We start from the raw sequence: 20,456 nt of genomic DNA, 5'->3' as shown, positions 1-20,456 counted from the left end.
ATGACGCATTTTCTGAATTATATCGATGGTCAGTGGTGTGATGCAGACCGTTCGCTGACAGTCATGAATCCGGGTACAGCGGAAGTGTATGCGACGGTAGCGCAGGCCAGTATTGCTGATGCAGACCGCGCGATGGCTGCCGCACGCCGTTGCGTAAATGAAGGGCTGTTGTCGGATGTGCGCCCCGCGATCCGATCACAATGGATGCTGAAAGCCGCCGCAGCGATTCGCGAGCTGGTTGATGAAGGCGGACTGATTGCTTGCCGTGAAAACGGCAAATCGCTGCAAGATGCAAAAGATGAATTTTTAGAGTCAGCACGCTACTTCGAATATTACGCGGGTATGGCCGATAAGCTGGAAGGAACCTCCATTCCACTAGGAAAAAATTATATCGATTTTACGCAATATGTGCCGTTTGGTGTTTCTGTGCAGATTGTGCCGTGGAATTTCCCCGTTTCAATTTGTGCTCGCTCGCTGGCCCCCGCGTTGGCTGCAGGCAATGCTGTGGTGATTAAGTCCCCGGAAATATCGCCATTGGCCATGACGCTGCTGATAAAAGCAATTGAAAAAGCAGGCTTCCCGCAAGGTGCCATTCACTTACTTTGTGGAAAGGGGACGGAAATTGGCAGCCATTTAGTGCAGCATCCGGAAGTGGATCAGATCGTCTTTACCGGCTCGGTGCCCACCGGCCAGCGTATCTTGCAAGATGCTGCGCACAGAGCAACTCCGTCTGTGATGGAACTGGGCGGAAAATCGGCGGCGATTGTCCTCAGAGATGCTGATCTGCAAACCCTGCTGAAAAGCGTTCAGGCCGGGATCTTTTTCAACGCAGGTCAGGTGTGCTCTGCGATGTCGAGACTGCTGGTGCACAAAACCCGCTATGAGGAAGTGAAGGCGGCGGTTGTGGCTATGGCGGAAGGGCTGGTCATCGGTCAGGGTGAAAGTCAGCCTGATATGACACCGCTGATCTCCAAAGAGCAGCAAACGCGGGTGCTGGCGATGATTGAACAAGCCAGACAGGAAGGAGCCAAGATCCTGACCGGGGGTTATGCACCTGAGTTGTCTGGTTACTTTGTTGCACCAACTGTGATTGAAGCAACCCCTGACATGCAGATAGCACAGGAAGAAGTCTTCGGTCCTGTTCTGGTCATCACGCCTTTTGAGACAGAGCAGCAAGCGATAGATATCGCTAACGGAACCGTGTTTGGTTTGGTGGCAGGGGTGTTTGGCGAGAGCCTGAATCAGACATTACGGGTGGCTCAGCAACTGCGTGGCGGCCAGGTTTTCATTAACGAATGGTTTGCTGGCGGTATTGAAACCCCGTTTGGTGGCGTTGGGCTGTCTGGCTTTGGCCGGGAAAAAGGACAGGAAGCGATCTATAGCTATGTCCATACACGTAATATCGCGATTCGGTTACAGCTCGACTGAAATGACGTAACAGAATCCGTTCCCTTTCCCCCTATCAGCGTGATCTGGTTGGCGGAGTGAGTCCGGCGGCCCGGTACGGGTGAAAGGGGATGAACCGGATACTGCTGGCAGGCATAGGGTAACAGCAATACCTGACTGGCTTCATGGCAGGGCAATGCAGAACAAGGTAGTTGGAGTAAAAGTGATGAAAAAGTGGCTCTGTATCATTTGCGGCTTAATTTACGATGAAGCAGAGGGCTGGCCCGCGGATGGCATTGCTCCTGGGACAGCCTGGGAAGATGTGCCTGATGATTGGCTTTGTCCTGATTGTCTGGTCAGTAAAGCTGATTTCGAGATGATTGAAATCAGCTCGGATGACACGGCAGGCGCACTGCAGGATAAGGTTGCTGCAGTCGCAGTTCCTGATGATTCAACGGGGGATCCCGCAGCGGATCAATCACCTTCACCTGAGGTGGCCTCCCCTGTTTGTGCCGATGAGCCTATCGTCATTATCGGGAGTGGTCACAGCGGTTATCAGCTGGCAGCAGCACTTCGGGGTCAGTCTGCCCACGTTCCTATCACCGTTTTTACGGCGGATGATGGTGCGTTGTACAGTAAGCCGGCCTTGTCGAATGCATTGTCGCTGGGTAAAGACGGTGACAGTCTGCAGACTGAAAGTGCGCTGGAATGGGAACGTCGCCTGAATATTCGAATTTACCCCAATACACGGGTTGAACAGATTGATCGCGAGAAGCGTATTCTGCACACCGGCATTGGCCCTTACGCCTACAGTCGCCTTGTACTGGCTACAGGCGCATCACCGATTGAGATTCCCATTGCCGGAGATTGCTCTGCCGTGCTGAGTGTCAATGATCTGATGGACTACAGAGACTTCAGACAGCGGCTTGAAGGGAAAAAACGGATTGCCATTTTGGGTGACGGCTTAATCGGTTGCGAATTTGCAAACGATCTGATCGAAAGTGGCGCAGAGGTAACTGTGATTGGTCTGGGGCAATGGCCAATGGCGCGACTGATCCCTCAGCAGCTTGGGGAAAGATTACAGGCTGTGTTCAGTGAACGTGGGGTCAAGTGGTCGCTACAAGACAGCATCCGCGCAATAGAACCAATCGATTGTGATACGCAATCGCCGGGCGGTGCATCAGCCGGAACGGGTTACACCATACACCTTCACAGCGGTAATCAGATTGAGGCTGATCTGGTTCTCAGTGCCGTGGGGCTGACTCCCAATGTCAAGCTGGCCCAGGCTGCGGGTTTAGAGGTAGGACGCGGAATCAAAGTGAACTCCTACGGCCAAACCAGTGATAGCCATATTTTCTCGCTGGGCGATTGCGCAGAAACCGCTCAAGGCTGGCAGCCTTATATCGCACCCATTACTCAAGCTATTCCATCTTTGGTGAAAAGCCTGCTGGGTGAACCAACACCCGTGACACTCAAGGAAAGCCCGGTGATTGTGAAAACGCCCCTCATGCCACTGACGGTCTTCCCTGTGTCTGCCAGCGCACCGGGTGAGTGGCATATCGAATCGGTAGCCGAAGAACTGATGGCGTTTTTCTATTCACCTCAAGGCGAGATGATCGGGTTTGCTTTGCTGGGAAAACAGGTTCAGTCAACGCGTATGCAATGGTTAGGGCAATTGTCACTCAAGCAGTCTGCTGCGTGACGGGAGAGCAAGTATGATTCACTTACCGAATGACGATACAAGCTGCGGCTGGTATGACGCACTGCCCGATACGGCGGTAAACCCATCGTTAGCAGGAGAAGAGAGCGCTGATTATGTTGTGCTGGGTGCGGGATTTGCCGGACTCGCCATGGCAAGGCGATTGGCTGAGCTTTCACCTTATTCCCGTATTCTGCTCATTGACGCGCAGCGAATTGGCCAGGGAGCGTCTGGCCGTAACTCGGGCTTCGTGATTGATTTGCCGCACAAGTTTGCCCTGGAGCATCCGGATCCGGCACATAAACAAAAGCTGCTGTCTTTAAATCGTTTGGCAATTAAACAGCTATCGAAACTGGTGAGCAAGTACAACATTCATTGCCAGTGGTCTGCTGTGGGTAAGTTTCAGGGGGCCGTCGGGCCACGAGGTGAAGCTTATCTCGACCACTTTGAACACCTGATGAAAGATTTGGGTGAACCTTACTTACATGTTGGAGCTGAAAAGCTGTCGAAAGTGTTAGGAACTCGCTATTACAGCCGGGCAATTTTCACACCGGGTGGCTATCTGATGCAGCCCGCGGCACTGGTGCGCGGACTGGCTCAAAGTTTGCCGGATAACGTGGAAATTCTTGAAAACTCTCCGATACGGGGCATCAGTAAAGAGAACGGTTATTGGCGGTTACAAGGCGACAATGGTGTGGTCAAAACCCCGGATTTATTACTGGGTACAAGTATTTTCACCCGCGAGTTCGGTTACCTGAAAAACCGTTTGCTACCAGTGATGACGTTTGCCAGCTGGACACGCCCGCTCAGCGATGAAGAAATGCAGCGCTACGGAGGACAACTGAATTGGGGGCTGACCCCGGCGGATCATGCCGGCACTACATTGCGAATGACGGCCGATCGACGAATTCTGGTTCGAAACTCCTATAAGCATGTACCCAAATACGGAGCCAGTGTGACAGACGCCATGCGGAAACGGATCCGCGAGGACCACAGACAGGTGTTCTTAGCGCGCTATCCGGCACTGGCAGACGTGCCATTTACTCATACCTGGGGGGGGGTATATGCCATTTCCCGTAACTTCACCAACTTCTTTGGTCAACTGGATGACAGAGTCTATGCCAGCGCCTGTGATAACGGTGTGGGTGCGGCGTGGGGCACCATATCCGGTACGCTGTTGGCGGACTTCGTCATGGGCGAATCTTCCCCCGCCCTGAAAGACATACGCCAGGTCACAGGGATGCCAAGCCTGAACCCCCCAGAGCCTTTTTTGGGGATGGGGGTCAAAAGCCGCATTCATTTAGCCAAATGGCAAAGCCGGAGTGAATTATGAAACGAGTCAGAGTGATAGATAATAAGGATCTCGATTTTACGGTGCGTGGTGACTCGCCGGGCATGGCTTACGTCGCACGTGCACTGAGCCCTGATGTTTCCCCGAATATCGGTGTGGGTTTTGCTAGGTGGGAAGGTGCAAAAGTCGCCTGGACGGTATTGTATGACGAAGTTGTTTTTGTCATTGAAGGGTGTTTTGAGCTGACCGCAAACGGGGAAACCCACCATGTTTACCCGGGACAAATGCTCTGGATACCCGAAGGGACTGAGCTGATTTATGGTGGTCATGCCTTGTTTGGTTATGTTGTGCATCCGGGAAACTGGAAGGAACTACACGGCATTCAGTGACCCTATTCACTTCGGCCTGAAGGGCTTACCACCGAACCAGGGACAGACTCCTCATACGGGCGATGTCTGTTCCTGGTTCGTCTGATTTCTTGTCTCTTTTCGAGCACAACACGCTGCTGAAGTCTTTTTATGTGCCGGTTGCTATACCCCCGCTCGCCTTTCTTCTCACTCCATTGTCTGCAAACCCAGTAAATCAGATCAAGTTTGATCTGGCGCAGGTGGAAAATCATGCTTGGCTATAGACTGTCCCGAGGTTTGTTTGGCCTGCCCCTGGTCTCTCAGAGGTCATGATGGCAGGTGAGGTTCCAGTTTGTTGAGGTATGCGGAGTGTTCCAGCACCAGATGGTTCATGTACTGATTGGCGGTATTCACGCGGCGACGGCAAGCTGTATCGCCCATGCCGGGCACAAGGCCCACAAAGAACAACCGCAGATTTTTTGCAATGGCGCTCTGGCGTCAGCTGAACCCGCACCTTGAAATGGCACAGTGATCTGAGAGTGAGAATGATATGGCAATGACCCTGGGTTTGTCTGAAGAGGCACTTTATGCGCCGATCGAATGGGTAAACGGCGGCAGCGGGTATGACGATATTCAGTACCATACATCGAGCGATGGTATCGCCAGAATCACCATCGCCCGTCCGCAGGTGCGCAATGCTTTTCGTCCGCAAACTGTCAACGAAATGATCCATGCGCTGTCACAGGCCCGCTACGATGAGTCCGTCGGTGTGATTATTCTCACCGGGCTGGGCGAGGATGCCTTCTGCTCTGGCGGTGATCAGAAAGTACGCGGTGACTATGGCGGTTACCGGGATGACGCCGGCACCCATCATTTGAATGTGCTGGATTTTCAGCGCCAGATCCGCACCTGTCCGAAACCTGTGATTGCCTCGGTGGCCGGCTGGGCGGTGGGCGGCGGCCATGTGCTGCACATGATGTGCGATCTGACCATAGCGGCAGAGAACGCCCGGTTTGGTCAGACCGGCCCGAAAGTCGGGTCTTTTGACGGCGGCTGGGGTGCCGCTTATATGGCACGGATTGTCGGTCAGAAAAAGGCCCGCGAAATCTGGTTTCTGTGCCGTTTTTACGACGCGCAGGAAGCGCAGGAGATGGGGCTGGTCAATACCGTTGTGCCACTGGCTGAGCTGGAAAGGGAGACGGTGCGATGGTGTCGTGAAGTGCTTCAGCACAGCCCGATGGCGCTGCGTTGTCTGAAAGCCGCACTGAATGCCGACTGTGACGGACAGGCAGGATTGCAGGAACTGGCAGGCAACGCCACCATGCTGTTTTATATGACCGAAGAAGGTCAGGAAGGCCGTAATGCGTTCAATGAAAAACGCCAGCCGGACTTCAAAAAATTCCCGCGCAACCCGTGATTTGTCATCACTGAGCGGTCAACACAGAACCGTACATAGAAACAAGGTGTGAACAGGATGACGCGTTCAGCCAGTCTGTATCGTTACCGGTTGCCAATGGACACTGGGGTGATCCTGCGGGGTAGGCGATTAACCGAGCGTATCGGCTACATCGCCGAGCTGAAGGAGGGCGCGCGCATCGGGCGCGGGGAAATCGCGCCCTTGCCAGGCTTCAGTGTGGAATGTGCTGATCAGGCCGGACAACAGAGCCTCCATGCGCTCAAACGCTGGGTGGCCGGACAGGACATCATGGCCTGTGCCCGGTGGCCGTCTGTGGCATTCGGACTGTCGATGGCGGCATTGGAACTGCAAGGCGAACTACCGATCACTGCTAGATACCAGACGGTGCCCTTGCTGAGCCTTGAGTCAGTGAACGCCGGGGCGGAAGGCGCTGCCGCAACCCTCAGCGTGCCAGCGGATTGTCGACTTGCCAAACTTAAACTGGGCCGTGGTTCGCCGCAACAGGATGCCGTTAATGTCAGTGCCTTGCTGAAAGCGCACCCGTCGCTGATGCTGCGGCTGGACGCCAACTGTGCCTGGTCGCTGTCGCAGGCGCGTGAGTTCGCCCGCCATCTTGCGCCTGCTCATGTTTCACGAATTGCATTTATTGAAGATCCTTGTCAGCGACCGGCCGACAGCCTGACTTTCAGCAAAGAAACCGGCCTCGCGCTGGCGTGGGATGAAACCTTGCAAGCTGCCGTCAGGCAACCTGACTTCACTTTGGATACAGATTTCTGGCTGGATAGCCTGAGCGGTGCCAACACCCTTGTCATCAAGCCCACCCTAATCGGCTCTGTGCAGCGCTGTATCGCCCTGATCCGTCAGGCACAGCATACCGGGACAAAGGCGGTGATCAGTGCCAGTCTGGAATCCAGCCTGGGATTAACCCAGCTTGCCCGCCTGTCTTGCTGGCTGCTGCCCGGCAGTGTACCGGGCTTAGACACTCTCAACCTGTTTCGCAGCCAGCTTGAACTTTCCTGGCCGGGCAGTTCCCTTCCGGTTCAGCCTTTACAACAACAGACACGGGTATGGTACTCATGAAGGCGGACAACCTCTGTCAGCCTTGCCTCTGGCACACCTGGGCCAGCACCCGGCCTGAAGCTATTGCGCTGGTGACGCCAAAGAGTGAGTACACCTGGCAAGCACTGGTTGAGCGAATTCACCGGCTGGCACGAGTGCTCGCCGCTCAGGGGGTGAGCGAAGGTGATGTGGTGACTGTGGTCAGCAACAACTCGCCGGATGTGGTGATGCTCCATCTGGCTTGCATCCAGCTGGGAGCGATCACAGCCCTGACGATGCCGCAACCCTACCAGCTAATTCAGGAAAATCTGCGTGTGTTGTATGGCGAGGGGCAGCGACAGTTTGTGTGGAGCAGTGACTCAGCCATCAGCGGTTTTTCAGAACAGGACAGGCAGCGCTTATTCACAGACTGCCAGATACTGAACCTGCAAGCACCGGTTGCTTCTTCGGCGTCGTGCCTTGCCCGCCGCGATGCAGGACGACGAGATGCAGAACAACGCGATACAGAACATCGCGACACAGAAAAAATAGCCTCGATTGTCTTTACCTCGGGCTCGTCCGGCGTGCCCAAAGCGGTCGCCCATACGCAGGAGCAGCATCTGGCCTCGGCCCGTGGCCTGCTGGCGGTTTTGTCGTTTCAGCAGCACGATTGCTGGCTGCTCAGTCTGCCCATATATCACGTTTCCGGTCTGTCGATTCTGTACCGCTGGCTCAGCGTCGGTGCCTGCCTGAAAATCGGCAGCGGTCAACTGGAACAGGACATTCAGGGGGCGACCCATGCGTCGCTGGTAGCCACGCAGCTCAAGCGACTGCTGGATCACCGGCAGCCACTGCAGCTCAGCCATGTGTTACTGGGCGGCAGTGATGTGCCTTTGCCGCTGTGTCAGCAGGCCAGAGACAGTGGTATTGAAACCTGGCTGGGTTATGGCATAACAGAAGCGGCATCGACGGTGACGGCCAAACCGACAGACGGCATCGCAAGCGCCGGGCGTGTGTTGCCAAACCGTCAGGTTCAGTTGAGAAACAAGCGGATTTATATCGCCGGTGATACCTTAGCGAGCGGTTACTATTATCAGGGCCTGCTTATTCCGCTGGTGGATGAACAGGGCTGGTTTGATAGCAAAGATGTCGGTCAGTGGGTCGACGGTGAACTCCGCATCACAGGCCGTGCCGATAACCAGTTTATTTCCGGCGGCGAGAACATCCACTGCGAAGAAATTGAAGCCGTGCTTAACCGTCATCCCGACATCAGGCAAAGTTTGGTGATCCCTGTTCACAGCGCCGAATATGGCGCCCGCCCGGTTGCCCTGATCGACAGCGCCAGCGATCAGTCAGCCCTGCAGCTGCCTCTCTGGCTGGCAGATAAACTCACCCGCTTCAAAATCCCCGATGCGTTCTTCCCCATGCCACAACAGCCACAAACCGGCATCAAACTATCGCGAAAGGCCATGAGAGAGTGGTTTTCTGACAATCAAAATGAATACCAGCTCATGAACGCCCCTGAAAATGTTAAGTGACCGCTGCCGCTTTTTCACCAGCACCTGCGACGCTGAACTTCAGGGTAGATCATTAAGCGCGATAAAAACCCAGAATATCAATTGGGTCGTATAAGGTGTTTACGCAAGATACAGGGCAGTGAGTCATATAACATGATGTCGCATAATAAAATGTTATATTTTTAAAAATCAACCAGTTAGCTAACTGGTCAGCTTTGTTCGATTTGTCAATCGGGTTAAGGTTGCGACCTTATAACTTAAACTCGTAATACTAAACAATGAATAATAACAACAATGCTGTTGCTGCTGGTCAGGCTGTTTACACGAAGAAAGTACTTTCCATCTATGATCTTTGGGTCCTCGGATTTTCAAATACCTATCTATGGAAATGTTCAACAAAGGTAATCAGTCAAAAGTTTCTAGAGTTAGTTTCTACCAACCATTTAGATGTTGGTGTTGGAACTGGGTACTACTTAAAAAATCACCTTTCCAATATGGAAAGAAGAGTTGCTTTAGTGGATTTAAATCAAAATAGCTTAAAATCAGCAGCTAGTGCAATCCGGCATTTTAATCCAGAAATATATAAAAGGAATGTTTTAGAGCCTTTACAATTAAATTGCGAAAAGTTTGACTCTATCAGTATGAACTATCTGTTACATTGTTTACCTGGTGATTTTTCAGAAAAAGGGGTTGTGTTTTCAAACCTTAGAGAGCTTTTAAATGAAGGCGGAGTATTGTTTGGAAGTACAATTTTAGGTAAAGGTGTACAGAAAAATTTTTTCGCCAATAAGTTGATGAATCTTTATAATAAAAAAGGCATTTTTAGTAACCTTAATGATGACATTATTAGCTTGGAAAAGGTTCTGAAGGAGAATTTTTCAAATGTACAAATTGACATTGTTGGGTGCGTCGTTTTGTTCTCTGGCACAAAAATATAACAAATAAGAATCAGTGTCGCGTAGCCGACACTTTATCCGGATGCTGGACAAGCCCGGAGGGTGTTCATAGTTCTGTGTCAGCATAAGTCACAGATCTACATATTGATCAACCCTGTTTGGGAAGTGGAGGCTCTACTGCTATATCGACAGGCTGAGCGTCATCAACAGGATAGTCAGTCACAATCCTAGGGGAAAAATACAGGGATGTATTTTTAGGGTGTCGGTGCAAGGAGCGCCTACAACCGGCCGGACAGCACCAAAGAATTTAACAGGCATTTCTGGGCACTCTCTGAGTCAGCATAGAGTGTCTGGCGCACAAAGCATAATGCTGAGAAGGCGCTGGCTTTAAGCGCTATATACAAACTGCCCTGCTTCCTGGCACTGACTGTCGTAAAATGGTTTTGTGCATCAACACCTTGCCTTGATGATCTTCTCTGTGGATACTGAAACTGTGTTTGGCTAAATCAAATCAATGCCATAGACAGGTTTTGACATGGTGGTCTCCGGTAATTCCGTAGTCAGACTTACCGAGTGTGGCAGAGCCTGATGAGGGAGCATGTCATTCCTTAGGCTTCAAGGAAGAATCAGTGGAAATTAATCTAAGAAACGCAGTACAAGCAGATGTTCAGCAAATAGCGAAAATCCATGTTAGTTCGTGGAAAGCAGCTTTTGATGGATTAATGCCAGATAATTATATTAACGGTTATACTCTTTCGTCTCGTATAGAGGAGTGGCAGAAAACAATATGTACCAATGCCGAGAAAGTAGTTGTTGCTGAGTGTGGTGAGGTAGTTGTTGGTTTTATGTCTTATCGTATCCATCCTGAGAACTCAGAAACTATAGAACTTAGTAAGCTCTACCTATGTCCCAGTGTCTATGGGCAAAGGCTAGGAAGCAGGTTTATGAACCATTTAGAAGAAGAATCTCAAGCTCAGGGAATGAAGGCTATTCACCTATATGTGCTCGACACTAACGAAACGGCAATTCAGTTTTACTCTAAACATGGTTTCCAGTTCTCAGATGGTTGTATGTCTGAAGAGTTTGAAGGAACAACAATCATCGATCTACTGATGACCAAGCGAGTTTAAGGCAGATTCGCAACGTTTGGTATTTTTGGTTTGAATCGATATTAGTATTTTCGGAACAATGGTTTAGGTCAGGTGGCAGCGTTGCTCACTACTTAACGCGGCTACATGGACTCTCCCGGTTGTCAGCAACCGCGTCAGGTAATGAAAGGGACTGCCGTGTTACATTCGGTCTGTTCACTGACGATCACAGCTCGTGCGCCATGAAACACATTGTCCACAGATATCGGTTGCTTTTTTGGCAATTATTCCAAGCCAGGCAGCAAACGTCTCAAGGAGTTTTTATTGCGTTATTGTGTTGTGGGTCAGCACCTTGCCTTGATGATCCTCGCCGTGGAAACTGAATTAATGCTTGGCTAAATCGATGCCATTGACAGATTTTGATATGGTGGCCTTCGGCGATGTCGTCATCAGGCTGACACAGTGTGGCAAAGCCTGATAAGGGGAGTTCATGCGATTCATAATGTACAAGGAGAAATACAGTTGAGCCTTAAAGAACACTTTACATTGCTGGCCGCCTACAACCAAAGCATGAACACAAAGGTTTACGAGGCTGCGAGTCGTTTAGATAAAAAAGAGCTGACCAAGGATCGTGGCGCATTTTTTGGCTCTGTTTTCGGTACTTTGAATCACATTCTTGTGGGCGATATTATTTGGCTCAAGCGATTTTCCTCGCATCCGTCCTGCATGTCCTCTTTACGTGAGGTCGTCAATCTTCCCAACCCGAGTAGCTTGGATCAGATACTTTTTGAAGATTTCACTGCTTTATCCGAACAAAGATCTTGGTTGGATTGTCAGATTATCTGTTGGGTAGATGAACTCACTGAGACAGATTTGGATCTCTTACTTAGTTATCACAATACCAAAGGCATTTCTGCTAACAAACGGTTTTCAAGCCTGGTTCTTCACTTCTTTAATCATCAAACCCATCATCGGGGGCAAGTATCTGCTTTGCTTTCTCAGGCCGGTGAAGATATTGGTGTGACAGACCTCTTGGCGCTGATTCCTGAGGAAGCTTGTGTTTAACCGGTTGCAGTTGGCGTAAGAACTATCACTTTAAAAGCGAAATTGATGACGTTGTTTTTTCGTCAAGTATTTGTCCAAGAGCTTTACTTTGCGAGCGACAACCAGCTTCAATCCAGATAATAACGTTGGCACATCTGCAGAAGGGCCGAGGATTGTTGAGAGTGCTATTATTTGTGGATTAGTACCTTGCCTTGGTAGTCTCCAGCTATTATGTAATCAGACTTTCAAGGTGTGGCAAACCTGATAAGGGGAGTCTATATTATTCATTCTGCATTACTAATCTCACTTGTTTTGGAGCCATGATCATGACTGATGACAGAATGCTGCGAACCTCAAGAAACTTGCCTTTCACACCCAAGGAAGTATATAGCGCATTTGCATCGGCAGAGTTATTAGCGTTGTGGTGGGGGCCTGATGGCTTCACCAATACATTCGAGGTTTTTGAGTTTACTGCAGGGGGGCGCTGGAAATTCGTAATGCATAGCCCTGATGGAGCAGATTATCTCAATGACAGTTTCTTCGAAGAACTTGTGCCTGATACTAAAATTGTGATTCATCATGATTGCCCTCCAAATTTCAAGCTTACTATTAGCCTGACTCCAGAAGGTGATGGTACGCGCTTAACTTGGGAGCAAGTTTTTGACAACGCTGAAACAGCGCACGCTGTAAAAAAAAGGGCAGGTTTAGCAAATGAGCAAAATATTGATCGTCTAACAACTGTGCTAAGAGAAGTCTCGAATTGACAAATAAGGCTATGTGTTGCGTAGCCGACATGTTATCTGGATGTTGAACAAGACTGTGCCGATATATTAAGAAAACCGCCGGGTTGAGCGTGAAAACTCAGAGATAAAGCAACACATTTAGTGCGGAGAAGAATTACAAATCAGGATCGTAAATTGTTATCACTGTTATTAATAAATACGGACTTTATGACGAACAAAAACAATGACAGAAAAGCAGGCGGAATCACGCTTTTGAAGAATGGGGAAATGCTTTTCTCCCAAAGATATCGGTAGGCTTTCGGCTATTGAAAAATCAGATGAAATGGTAATTAAGCACGATATCTTAACTTCTGATGCAAGCATTCATGGTGTATCTTTAGGTGATCATGCTTCAGAAAACTGTTCGTATGTGGCTTTACTAATGGAATTTTATTACATCACTGACATCCTTGTCGTGTCGGTGTTAAATGCCATTAAGGATATCGAGAATGGAATTAATTCGAAAATTTAAAAAAAGAAGAGCAATCAAATCATATATAAAGAAACTTCCAAGCATGCTTAAAAGGGATTACAGGAAATCAAAAAGATATACCCCAAAACAGGTTAAAAGTACGATCGAGAGAGGCGGCCTATCTGTGGTGTATGCATGTTACGGTATTGCTATGTTTTCAAACAGGAAAGACTTCGATCAGTTTCATCAAGAAATCGGCGAAAATTGCGATTATGATGCGATGCGTTGTGAGATAGGATATATCTACTTTAATGGCAGCTCAGATTTCAGCGTCAGTGACATAACTTCGGCCTCATCAGATTCTGGTGGGGGTATTGATGCTGGAGGTTTTTCTGGTGGAGATAGCGGTGGCGGTGGTGGCGACTAAATATCGGGGGTAGAGATGGATGTAAGCTTAGGTTGTTGACGCCGGGAGCGCCTGTAAACGATCAGAAGCACCTGATTTAATTACAACAAATAAACAACCCGAATAATTGGCCGCTACAACAATATGCCACTGACTTAGTGGAGGTTTTCACTGGGTGATCACCGATTCATGGAGAAAGAAAATAGCAGTGCCGATTGATCTGGCTCAAGCGCTGGAGGCTGCATCAGAGGCGCGAGCCACATGGGATGCGACTAACTGGATTTGCTGGATAGTTTCAGCTAAACAGGCGAAGGTCGGGAATGACAAGGACAGTCACGTTCAAGACAAATTGATGACGTTGTTTTTCGTTAAGTGTCTGCCCAAGAACTTTACGATGCGCGACACAACCCGTTTTCATCCGGATGACAACGTTGACTTGTATGCAAAATGACCGAAGACTGTTGAGTGTTCATGTCCAGGGCGACCGCATGAGTGCTTAGTTTTTCATCACCTGACTAAAACCAGCACTTAATACAGCCTCAAGCATTGATGTATTCATCATGCATCGCTTTTGTTTTCCGACGATGCTGAGCTTGGTTGGCACATGCAATTGCCGTATCGACAGGCTAAGTGTCATCAACAGGATAGTCAGCCACAATCCCAGGGAAAAATACATGGATGTATTTTTAGGTTGTCGGCGCAAGGAGCGCCTACAACCGGCCCGGACAACATCAGCAAAATCAAAGGCTTTTCTGGGCACTCTTTGAGCCAGCAAAGAGTGTCTGGCGCGCAACGTAGAATGTTGGATAAGGCGCTGGTTTTAAGCGCGACATACAAAGTGATTCAATGGGGCTGGAGGCTAAACTCACTCCCCCCAGCATAACTGTCTGCTAAAATACTATGCCGTTCGTTCAGGGAAAGTTTCATAGGGAGGTCATCAAATCATGGAAACAGAAAACAGCTGTGCTGAATTCGACGCGCGATTGCTTCGCCCCAGGGACTTGGGTGGGGACAGTGAATGGGCTTTTGTTGTGTTGCCTCAGGAGGTAAGCGCAACGTTGCCAAGGCGTGGTCGTATCACTGTTTCAGGCACCTTAAACGGTAACAGTTTCACTGTTTTGCTTGAACCGGATGGCAAGAAAAGCCATTGGCTGCGTATCGACCGGCCTCTGCTGGCGGCTTCAGGTGCCAGCGTTGGTGACACGGCACACTTCGAGATTTTCGCCGGGGAGGAACCTGAACCGGATGTGCCGGAGGATCTGGCTCAAGCGCTGGAGGCGGCACCTGAGGCGCGAGCCACATGGGATGCGACGACGACCATTGCCCGTGTAGACTGGATTCACTGGATAGTTTCGGCCAAGCAGGCCAAGACCCGCGTGAAACGCATTCATGACGCATGCGACATGCTTGCTTCGGGGAAGAAGAGAGTGTGTTGCTTTGACCCGTCAGGTTTCTACAGTAAAGCGTTCAGTGCGCCACAGGCAGAAGAGTAGAAAAACGGCATGTAACGTGTCGAGGCAGCACTGGTTTTTAAGTGCGATACACAAATCAGAACCAGATTTGGCACGTTTTACAGTGTAAATGAGATGGTTTACCTAACTCAGGCATCCATGCCTGATACGTTGCTATTTGATTGACCGAGAAGCCGTGCGTTAACGGCGGAAGTGACGACCCCGTGATGAGCGCTCTTTATGGGCTGATGCGGCTTTGGCTTGCGACTTCAAAATGGATTCAACCGTCAGTACCATTGGCTCTTTAGGCTTCAGGCCATGTGGGAAAGGGCGGGCGCGTGGCGGTAATTCATACTCTTCGCTCGTTGCGCGAGGCATACGCTTAAAGCGGTACAGGTAAAAGTTTTCCAGTTTCTCTCTTGCCCAGTCTGTTTTATTTAGATATTTCACACTGCTGGCAATCGAGGGGTTGACGTGAAAACAGTTAAATCGCATTGCTGTATCCAGAATGTCCCATCCGTAAAAATCGACCAGCTCTTGCAGTAAGGTTTCTAACTTAAGACCGTGCAATGGATTATTTTTTTGTAATTCAATTCTTTCTTCATCTGTCATCATAACGCGTTCCTGAGTTTCTCACGTACCGGGGCTGGTTGGATTGGGTGGTATTCGCTCAACGCTTCAATTTAATACCAGAGCGGCACGAATGAGTAAGCTGTGCCATGAAGGTTGAGGGCACGGGATTCTAGCAGACTCGGCCTTGCTTCCCTATTATTATCGCTATTAATAGCAAGGATGGAGCAAACCTTTTCCAGCGCCAACTCGCAACAAGCTGTCTTAGCCACTCGTTTTTACAGCAGCGCTTCACCAGTGCCTTTCAGCACTTTTTCAACCACACGCACCACTTTAGAGGTGGTGTAAATAACATCGGCAATCTTGCTGGGATCGTGTTTGGCCTTTTTGGCCAGCGACGTCAGGGTGATAAGGTTCGTCACCGCACTTTGGGTACGCGCAACGCCCAGATCGGGTAATGCCAGTGCTTCGCTGAGTTGGGTCAACAGCAGGTTGATGTCTTGCTGTAATTGCAGCGCCTGATCATAATCCAGCGTGATTTCTTTCACCTTGCGCAGCTCATTGATAGCTTCAGCCAGGTAGTTGCCCAATGGCTTGTCGATCATCTCACCCCTCCTCGCAAACAAGTTGATCATCTCTGAGCGCAAAGCCGGTTTCGCAGCTACCCAGCAGAGTGTTCAGTGATGAATAATGTCGGCCGGTTTCGCTGAGCTCGCCTGCAATACGGATGAAGGCTTTACCGCTGAACTCGTTGTTAGCGACCAGTTCGGCAATCGCGTGGTGCTTCTCTTTCAGTGTCTGCGTAGCTTTGGCTAGTTGCTTGAAGATCAGCGCTGTGGAGGCGATATCCACTGAGCGCTGAGTCAGGCTTTCAATTTGCGCGATCACTGCCTCATGGCTGAGCTTTCCCTGCGTTTTCATGATGTTGAAGCGACGGATATCGGTACTGAGCATATCCCGGCGTTCCGACAGCAGGGCGGCGTACAGTCTGCCGGAGGACAGGCGCTGGCTGATGGTATCGCAGATAATGCTGATGGTCGGGTCGGCCTTGATAATGATGTCTTTCAGGGCTTTGCGCCGCTGAGATTCTGCTACCGTGGCGCCTATCCCTGCGATGGCGGATGACAGTATGTGGAAGGTGTCATCGCTGGCATCCAGCAGGGGTGTATTGGTCAGGGCAAGATACTGTTTGTTTGCTGAGATCAGCGAACCGCTTAGTTTGGCAGCGGCATAGTCAATGTCGCTGCGGTATTTGGCGTCTGCCAGTTCGCTGAGGGCCTGGCTGTAGTCTTGCAGGGAACGGTTCAGGGCGTATAGCGCGAACTGTTGTTGAGTAATATCGGCATAGGTTTTTGCCTGTTGCGTCATCCGGTCGGAGGTCAGCAGAGTGCTGGGGCGTTCCAGTTCCAGCGCCAGTGTGTTGGTGGCCCGTTTTGTCTGTAAGGTTTTGGTTTCCTGCATCATGTCGCCCAGCTGGCTGGTGAGCAGATTACTGGCTTGCGCATACAAACCAACATCATTACTGGTATTCTGGCTGCAGGCAGAAAGAAAAAGCAGGCCAGCAGTGATGATACTCACTCTTGCAGCGCTAGCTCGGACGGGCATATGAAATTCCAATGACAATATAAAAACGTATATGCATAACATAAATGCTATTGGTTGAGTATTCCCGCCAATTAGGGTTCGGGCGAAGGGAAATGTGCAGCGGGTAACAGTTTCGCTTTACCTTCCACTGGGGGGAAGCTTTAGTCTGCCTGTTGTGTGCTGCAATGATTGTGACTTTGGAGGTAACAGTGGGATGTTGTAATCAGCCGCCTGATGGCGGCAGTGGTAATATCGGTTTGCTGGTGAAAACCGTACTGGTTATGGCTGTCGTGATTGCGCTATTGGCCGCGATTTTTGGCTGAGGGGTGTCAACTGATGCCTTGCTGCCGATGTGCGATATGACTGCATACGATAGTCGATACGGTTGACTCATGATTGAAAATTGCGTATTTTGCGACCGAATTATGTTTTTGGACCACTCTGCAATGTTTTACATCCTATTCAAGAATTTTGTCAGGCGACTGTGCTCCGCGCATTAACACGATGAAGTGTTGCTCGGAGCTGAATGTCTTCTGAATCTTCATCAGATATAGCCGTCATTCCCTGATCCTTCAGGGGAGTTGTCTGTATCTGATGAATGCAGAGTACAGGCCGACGATGACCTTCATCGTCGGCCTTTTAGTTTCTGACCGAGAATCAGTCAGCAGCTAGTTTCAAGATTGCTTGAAGCGAGGGGCCGGTATGCCTTATACCGCCCCTCGTTTTTTATGGATGTAATACAATGAGTTTACTCACAATTCAAAATCTGACTTACCACATCGGCGATAAAACCCTGTATCAGCAGGCCGATTTCACTCTGTTTCCCGGCGAGCATATCGGGGTGACCGGCAAGAATGGGGTGGGAAAAAGTACCTTGCTGAAATTGCTGCAATCCGAGTTGCTGCCAGACAGTGGTGACATACTCTGGCAGCCTGCCGTGCAGATCGGCTATCTGGATCAGCACGCAGAATTGGATCATCAGTTGACGGTACGTGGTTATCTGCAATCGGCGTTTGCCGATTTATACACACTGGAAGCCGAGATGATGGCCATTTACGCCTGCCCGGAGAAAAGTGCCCGCGACAGTTTTCTGACCCGTGCCGCAACGATTCAGGCGATGCTGGAAAGCCAGTCCTTTTATGTCACAGATCACAAAATAGAGGCGGTGGCTGAAGGACTGGGGATTACCCAGTTCGGCATGACAACGCCGCTCGGCGCTTTGAGTGGTGGTCAGCGCCACAAAGTGATGCTGGCAACCCTGCTGTTGGTATCGCCGGATGTGCTGTTGCTGGATGAACCGACCAACTACCTTGATACCGTGCATGTCGACTGGCTGGCTGATTATCTGACTGGCTTTACAGGCGCCTTCATGGTGGTGTCACACGATAAGGCTTTTCTGAACCGGATTGCGACCGGCATCTGCGATATCGACAGACAACAAATACGCAAATACAAGGGTAATGTTGAGAAAGCGATGGCGCAGAAAGCCAGCGACGATGCGGCTCATGCCAAGCAGTATCAGGCCCAGAAAAAGCATATTGATAAGCTGGAGCAGTTCATTGCCAAAAACGGCGCTGGGGTGAATGCGAGCATTGCCAATGGCCGCAAGAAACAGCTGGCGAGAATTGAGCGCATGGCAGCGCCGGAGTCAGAAAAAGCGGTGTCGTTTTCGTTCCGGGCTGCGGCACTGAGTGCCCAGACTGTGCTGGCGGCTGCCGGGCTGGAAATCGGCTATACCCGTTCTTTGCTGCCTCCGATGAATCTGAGCCTGCAGCGCGGTGAAAAAGTCGTGATTGCCGGGTTTAATGGCATCGGAAAGTCCACCCTGCTGAAAACCCTGGTGGGCGAGCTGGCAGCGATGTCTGGTCAGTTGGAATTATCACAAGGGCTCAGGCTGGGCTACTTTGAGCAGGAACTGCACTGGCCGTTTCAGGATGCCACGCCCGTGAATCTGGTGAAGTCAGTTTGTCCCGGACTGGATGACAAAGCGGCCAGGCAACATTTGGCGCGCTTCGGCCTGTCCGGCAAACTGGCATTGCAGCCTGTCGGCTCGCTCAGCGGAGGAGAGCAGACCAAAGTGAAGCTGTGCCGTTTAGCATTGCAACCGGTCAACCTGCTGGTGCTGGATGAACCGACCACCCATCTGGATGCCACGGTGAAAGCGGCGCTGAAGCAAGCGCTGATCGATTTTAGCGGGACTGTCATCATGGTGTCGCACGAGCGGGATTTTGTCGCTGGATGGCCGGACCGGGTGGTTGATATTCAACCTGCCGGTAAAATTGAAAAAGCAGCACTGGCTTAAGGTGAGAACAGTAAGATGAAGTTTGTTTTGTTTTTTATTGCATTTCTGGTTGGCGCCGATGAATTGATGTTGGGGCCAATACTGGCCCCTATCGGTAATGATCTGGGGGTTCCGCCAGAACGCATCACTTTATTTATTACCGCTTATAGTGTGGCGTTAGCCGTAATAGCGCCTTTACTCGGTGCATACTCTGACCGTCGCGGACGCTTAGCTGTGATGATTCCGGCGTCTGTCCTGTTTGGTCTGGCTTCTGTTGCGACTGGGCTGGTGGAGACGTTTGAAGCTGGAGTTGTGACGCGTGTTGTCACGGGACTGGCCAGCGCCGGGATGTTGCCTATTGCCTTTGCGCTTGCAGCAGACTCAGGAGGGGAAGATGCCATGAAGAAGATTGCCTGGGTACAGTCGGGCCTGACTCTGGGAATGATTGCCAGTCCGGCACTTGGTGCGGTACTGGCTGAAACATTGACTTGGCGGGCCGCGTTTGTCGTGTTGGGAGTCTGTGCCTGGCTTGTGGCTGTTTCGCTGGCGTTTGTATCAGTCAGACAGCCACACCGGGCTGAGCAACCGGCGACGGGGAACGAAGACGTTTCTGTTAATGTCTGGTCGATTCCCGGCGCCGCAGGTGCCTTGTTAGCGATGTGCTTTGGTTTGGGGGGCGGAATTGGATTGTTTAATCTGGTGGGTCAGCATTTGCGCGATACGCAGGGTCTATCCATGTGGAGCGTCGGCATTGTGTATGCTGTGCTTGGTGTGATCAGTGTCATAGGCAATGTGCTTATGCCTCGTGTGACCGGACGGCTGGAAAGTGGACGTCAGACAATGCGCATAGCGCTGGGTGTCTGTGTGGTTGTCAGTGTCTGGTTTTATCTTTCGCCGGCGGAAAATCTGATCGCGCTTATTCCGTTGTTGTTGCTTTGGGCTTTGGCTGGTGGCGTTGGCTCTCCGGCGTTGCAAAGCTATATCTCGGAGCTGTCAGTGGTACATCGCGGCGTTCTGATGTCACTGGCTATGACGATGATGCATTTGGGCGTGGCGATCTGGTCTGGTATTGCTGGTGCTGCGTATAGCACCGGGCAATACAGTATGGCGTTGCTGGCAATTGCGCTGTTTGGGATAGCGATCATCGTCCTGCAACCAGTCAAAATCAGGCATAGTGAATGAGCCGGAGATAGGCATAAAGTCATGTGATTCCCTGCCCCGCACAGTCATCATTATGCGGGGTAGGG

The 20,456-nt window shown here is 50.6% G+C and carries 19 protein-coding genes and 1 pseudogene; 17 read left to right on the top strand and 3 right to left on the bottom strand.

Features of this window, described 5'->3' with window-relative positions; genetic code table 11:
* The 15 genes and pseudogenes from Q4491_RS16105 to Q4491_RS16035 all read left to right on the top strand — a co-directional run bounded on the left by Q4491_RS16105 (nt 1) and on the right by Q4491_RS16035 (nt 14,816).
* The gene (locus Q4491_RS16105; protein ID WP_192016260.1) at nt 1–1,428 is read left to right on the top strand and encodes an aldehyde dehydrogenase family protein; all 1,428 of its coding nucleotides are present in this window, start codon (nt 1–3) and stop codon (nt 1,426–1,428) included.
* Between the two features lie 184 nt (nt 1,429–1,612).
* A pseudogene (locus Q4491_RS16100) lies at nt 1,613–1,777 on the top strand (rubredoxin); the annotation flags it as partial.
* A complete protein-coding gene (locus Q4491_RS16095) occupies nt 1,763–3,088 on the top strand; it encodes an FAD-dependent oxidoreductase (RefSeq protein WP_225445220.1) in 1,326 nt (441 codons plus the stop codon). The pseudogene Q4491_RS16100 and the gene Q4491_RS16095, both read left to right, overlap by 15 nt.
* A gap of 13 nt (nt 3,089–3,101) precedes the next feature.
* Nucleotides 3,102–4,418, top strand: a complete 1,317-nt coding sequence (locus Q4491_RS16090; protein ID WP_237796130.1) for an FAD-binding oxidoreductase — start codon at nt 3,102–3,104, stop codon at nt 4,416–4,418.
* Nucleotides 4,415–4,765: a cupin domain-containing protein gene (locus tag Q4491_RS16085; RefSeq protein ID WP_192016263.1), complete on the top strand. Its 351-nt coding sequence runs from the start codon at nt 4,415–4,417 to the stop codon at nt 4,763–4,765. The genes Q4491_RS16090 and Q4491_RS16085 overlap by 4 nt, the downstream gene beginning before the upstream one ends.
* 508 nt (nt 4,766–5,273) lie before the next feature.
* On the top strand, nt 5,274–6,140 hold the full coding sequence (gene menB / locus Q4491_RS16080; RefSeq protein WP_303458891.1) for a 1,4-dihydroxy-2-naphthoyl-CoA synthase: 867 nt from the start codon (nt 5,274–5,276) through the stop codon (nt 6,138–6,140).
* A gap of 57 nt (nt 6,141–6,197) precedes the next feature.
* Nucleotides 6,198–7,220: an o-succinylbenzoate synthase gene (gene menC, locus Q4491_RS16075; RefSeq protein WP_303458889.1), complete on the top strand. Its 1,023-nt coding sequence runs from the start codon at nt 6,198–6,200 to the stop codon at nt 7,218–7,220.
* Nucleotides 7,208–8,716, top strand: a complete 1,509-nt coding sequence (gene menE / locus Q4491_RS16070; protein WP_303458887.1) for an o-succinylbenzoate--CoA ligase — start codon at nt 7,208–7,210, stop codon at nt 8,714–8,716. Before menC ends, menE begins: the two co-directional genes overlap by 13 nt.
* 257 nt (nt 8,717–8,973) lie before the next feature.
* Nucleotides 8,974–9,633, top strand: coding sequence for a bifunctional 2-polyprenyl-6-hydroxyphenol methylase/3-demethylubiquinol 3-O-methyltransferase UbiG (locus Q4491_RS16065; RefSeq protein WP_192016266.1), 660 nt, complete (start codon nt 8,974–8,976; stop codon nt 9,631–9,633).
* Between the two features lie 587 nt (nt 9,634–10,220).
* Entirely contained in the window at nt 10,221–10,721 is a 501-nt protein-coding gene (locus Q4491_RS16060) for a GNAT family N-acetyltransferase (protein WP_303458879.1), read from the top strand.
* Between the two features lie 480 nt (nt 10,722–11,201).
* Entirely contained in the window at nt 11,202–11,744 is a 543-nt protein-coding gene (locus Q4491_RS16055) for a DinB family protein (RefSeq protein WP_303458877.1), read from the top strand.
* Between the two features lie 305 nt (nt 11,745–12,049).
* Complete coding sequence (locus Q4491_RS16050) at nt 12,050–12,487, top strand: SRPBCC domain-containing protein (protein ID WP_303458874.1); 438 nt, start codon at nt 12,050–12,052, stop codon at nt 12,485–12,487.
* Nucleotides 12,488–12,954: 467 nt separating this feature from the next.
* Nucleotides 12,955–13,344 carry a DUF6559 family protein gene (locus tag Q4491_RS16045; RefSeq protein WP_303458871.1) on the top strand — a complete coding sequence of 130 codons (390 nt, stop codon included), beginning with the start codon at nt 12,955–12,957 and terminating at the stop codon, nt 13,342–13,344.
* 154 nt (nt 13,345–13,498) lie between these two features.
* Entirely contained in the window at nt 13,499–13,774 is a 276-nt protein-coding gene (locus Q4491_RS16040; RefSeq protein WP_303458868.1) for a YdeI/OmpD-associated family protein, read from the top strand.
* 493 nt (nt 13,775–14,267) lie between these two features.
* The gene (locus Q4491_RS16035) at nt 14,268–14,816 is read left to right on the top strand and encodes a YdeI family protein (RefSeq protein ID WP_303458864.1); all 549 of its coding nucleotides are present in this window, start codon (nt 14,268–14,270) and stop codon (nt 14,814–14,816) included.
* A 159-nt stretch (nt 14,817–14,975) separates the two neighbouring features.
* Here the strand turns inward: Q4491_RS16035 and Q4491_RS16030 are convergent, their stop codons facing one another.
* From Q4491_RS16030 to Q4491_RS16020, 3 genes are all read right to left on the bottom strand, one after another.
* Nucleotides 14,976–15,389 (bottom strand): VF530 family DNA-binding protein, encoded by a 414-nt coding sequence (locus tag Q4491_RS16030; RefSeq protein WP_218386139.1) that lies wholly within the window; start codon nt 15,387–15,389, stop codon nt 14,976–14,978.
* 233 nt (nt 15,390–15,622) lie between these two features.
* On the bottom strand, nt 15,623–15,949 hold the full coding sequence (locus Q4491_RS16025; protein WP_218386137.1) for a hypothetical protein: 327 nt from the start codon (nt 15,947–15,949) through the stop codon (nt 15,623–15,625).
* 1 nt (nt 15,950) lies between these two features.
* Nucleotides 15,951–16,949, bottom strand: coding sequence for a hypothetical protein (locus Q4491_RS16020; RefSeq protein ID WP_303458856.1), 999 nt, complete (start codon nt 16,947–16,949; stop codon nt 15,951–15,953).
* Between the two features lie 721 nt (nt 16,950–17,670).
* On the opposite strand from Q4491_RS16020, the gene Q4491_RS16015 reads away from it, so the two are divergent.
* Nucleotides 17,671–19,230, top strand: a complete 1,560-nt coding sequence (locus Q4491_RS16015) for an ABC-F family ATP-binding cassette domain-containing protein (protein WP_303458853.1) — start codon at nt 17,671–17,673, stop codon at nt 19,228–19,230.
* A gap of 15 nt (nt 19,231–19,245) precedes the next feature.
* A complete protein-coding gene (locus Q4491_RS16010; protein ID WP_303458849.1) occupies nt 19,246–20,391 on the top strand; it encodes an MFS transporter in 1,146 nt (381 codons plus the stop codon).
* Nucleotides 20,392–20,456 lie beyond the last annotated feature (65 nt).

This window comes from Photobacterium sp. 2_MG-2023, from assembly GCF_030547675.1.
Taxonomy (GTDB): domain Bacteria; phylum Pseudomonadota; class Gammaproteobacteria; order Enterobacterales; family Vibrionaceae; genus Photobacterium; species Photobacterium arenosum.
Note: the sequence above shows the minus strand (reverse complement) of the source record. Positions and strands in the feature narration are given on the sequence as shown.

Coding starts and splice junctions, on each gene's coding strand:
- Q4491_RS16035 (WP_303458864.1), top strand. CDS start 14,268: ATGGAAACAGAAAACAGCTGTGCTGAATTCGACGCGCGATTGCTTCGC.
- Q4491_RS16050 (WP_303458874.1), top strand. CDS start 12,050: ATGACTGATGACAGAATGCTGCGAACCTCAAGAAACTTGCCTTTCACA.
- Q4491_RS16065 (WP_192016266.1), top strand. CDS start 8,974: ATGAATAATAACAACAATGCTGTTGCTGCTGGTCAGGCTGTTTACACG.
- Q4491_RS16030 (WP_218386139.1), bottom strand. CDS start 15,389: ATGATGACAGATGAAGAAAGAATTGAATTACAAAAAAATAATCCATTG.
- Q4491_RS16010 (WP_303458849.1), top strand. CDS start 19,246: ATGAAGTTTGTTTTGTTTTTTATTGCATTTCTGGTTGGCGCCGATGAA.
- Q4491_RS16105 (WP_192016260.1), top strand. CDS start 1: ATGACGCATTTTCTGAATTATATCGATGGTCAGTGGTGTGATGCAGAC.
- Q4491_RS16045 (WP_303458871.1), top strand. CDS start 12,955: ATGGAATTAATTCGAAAATTTAAAAAAAGAAGAGCAATCAAATCATAT.
- Q4491_RS16025 (WP_218386137.1), bottom strand. CDS start 15,949: ATGATCGACAAGCCATTGGGCAACTACCTGGCTGAAGCTATCAATGAG.
- Q4491_RS16085 (WP_192016263.1), top strand. CDS start 4,415: ATGAAACGAGTCAGAGTGATAGATAATAAGGATCTCGATTTTACGGTG.
- Q4491_RS16090 (WP_237796130.1), top strand. CDS start 3,102: ATGATTCACTTACCGAATGACGATACAAGCTGCGGCTGGTATGACGCA.
- menB (WP_303458891.1), top strand. CDS start 5,274: ATGGCAATGACCCTGGGTTTGTCTGAAGAGGCACTTTATGCGCCGATC.
- Q4491_RS16020 (WP_303458856.1), bottom strand. CDS start 16,949: ATGCCCGTCCGAGCTAGCGCTGCAAGAGTGAGTATCATCACTGCTGGC.
- Q4491_RS16095 (WP_225445220.1), top strand. CDS start 1,763: ATGATTGAAATCAGCTCGGATGACACGGCAGGCGCACTGCAGGATAAG.
- Q4491_RS16015 (WP_303458853.1), top strand. CDS start 17,671: ATGAGTTTACTCACAATTCAAAATCTGACTTACCACATCGGCGATAAA.
- menC (WP_303458889.1), top strand. CDS start 6,198: ATGACGCGTTCAGCCAGTCTGTATCGTTACCGGTTGCCAATGGACACT.
- menE (WP_303458887.1), top strand. CDS start 7,208: ATGGTACTCATGAAGGCGGACAACCTCTGTCAGCCTTGCCTCTGGCAC.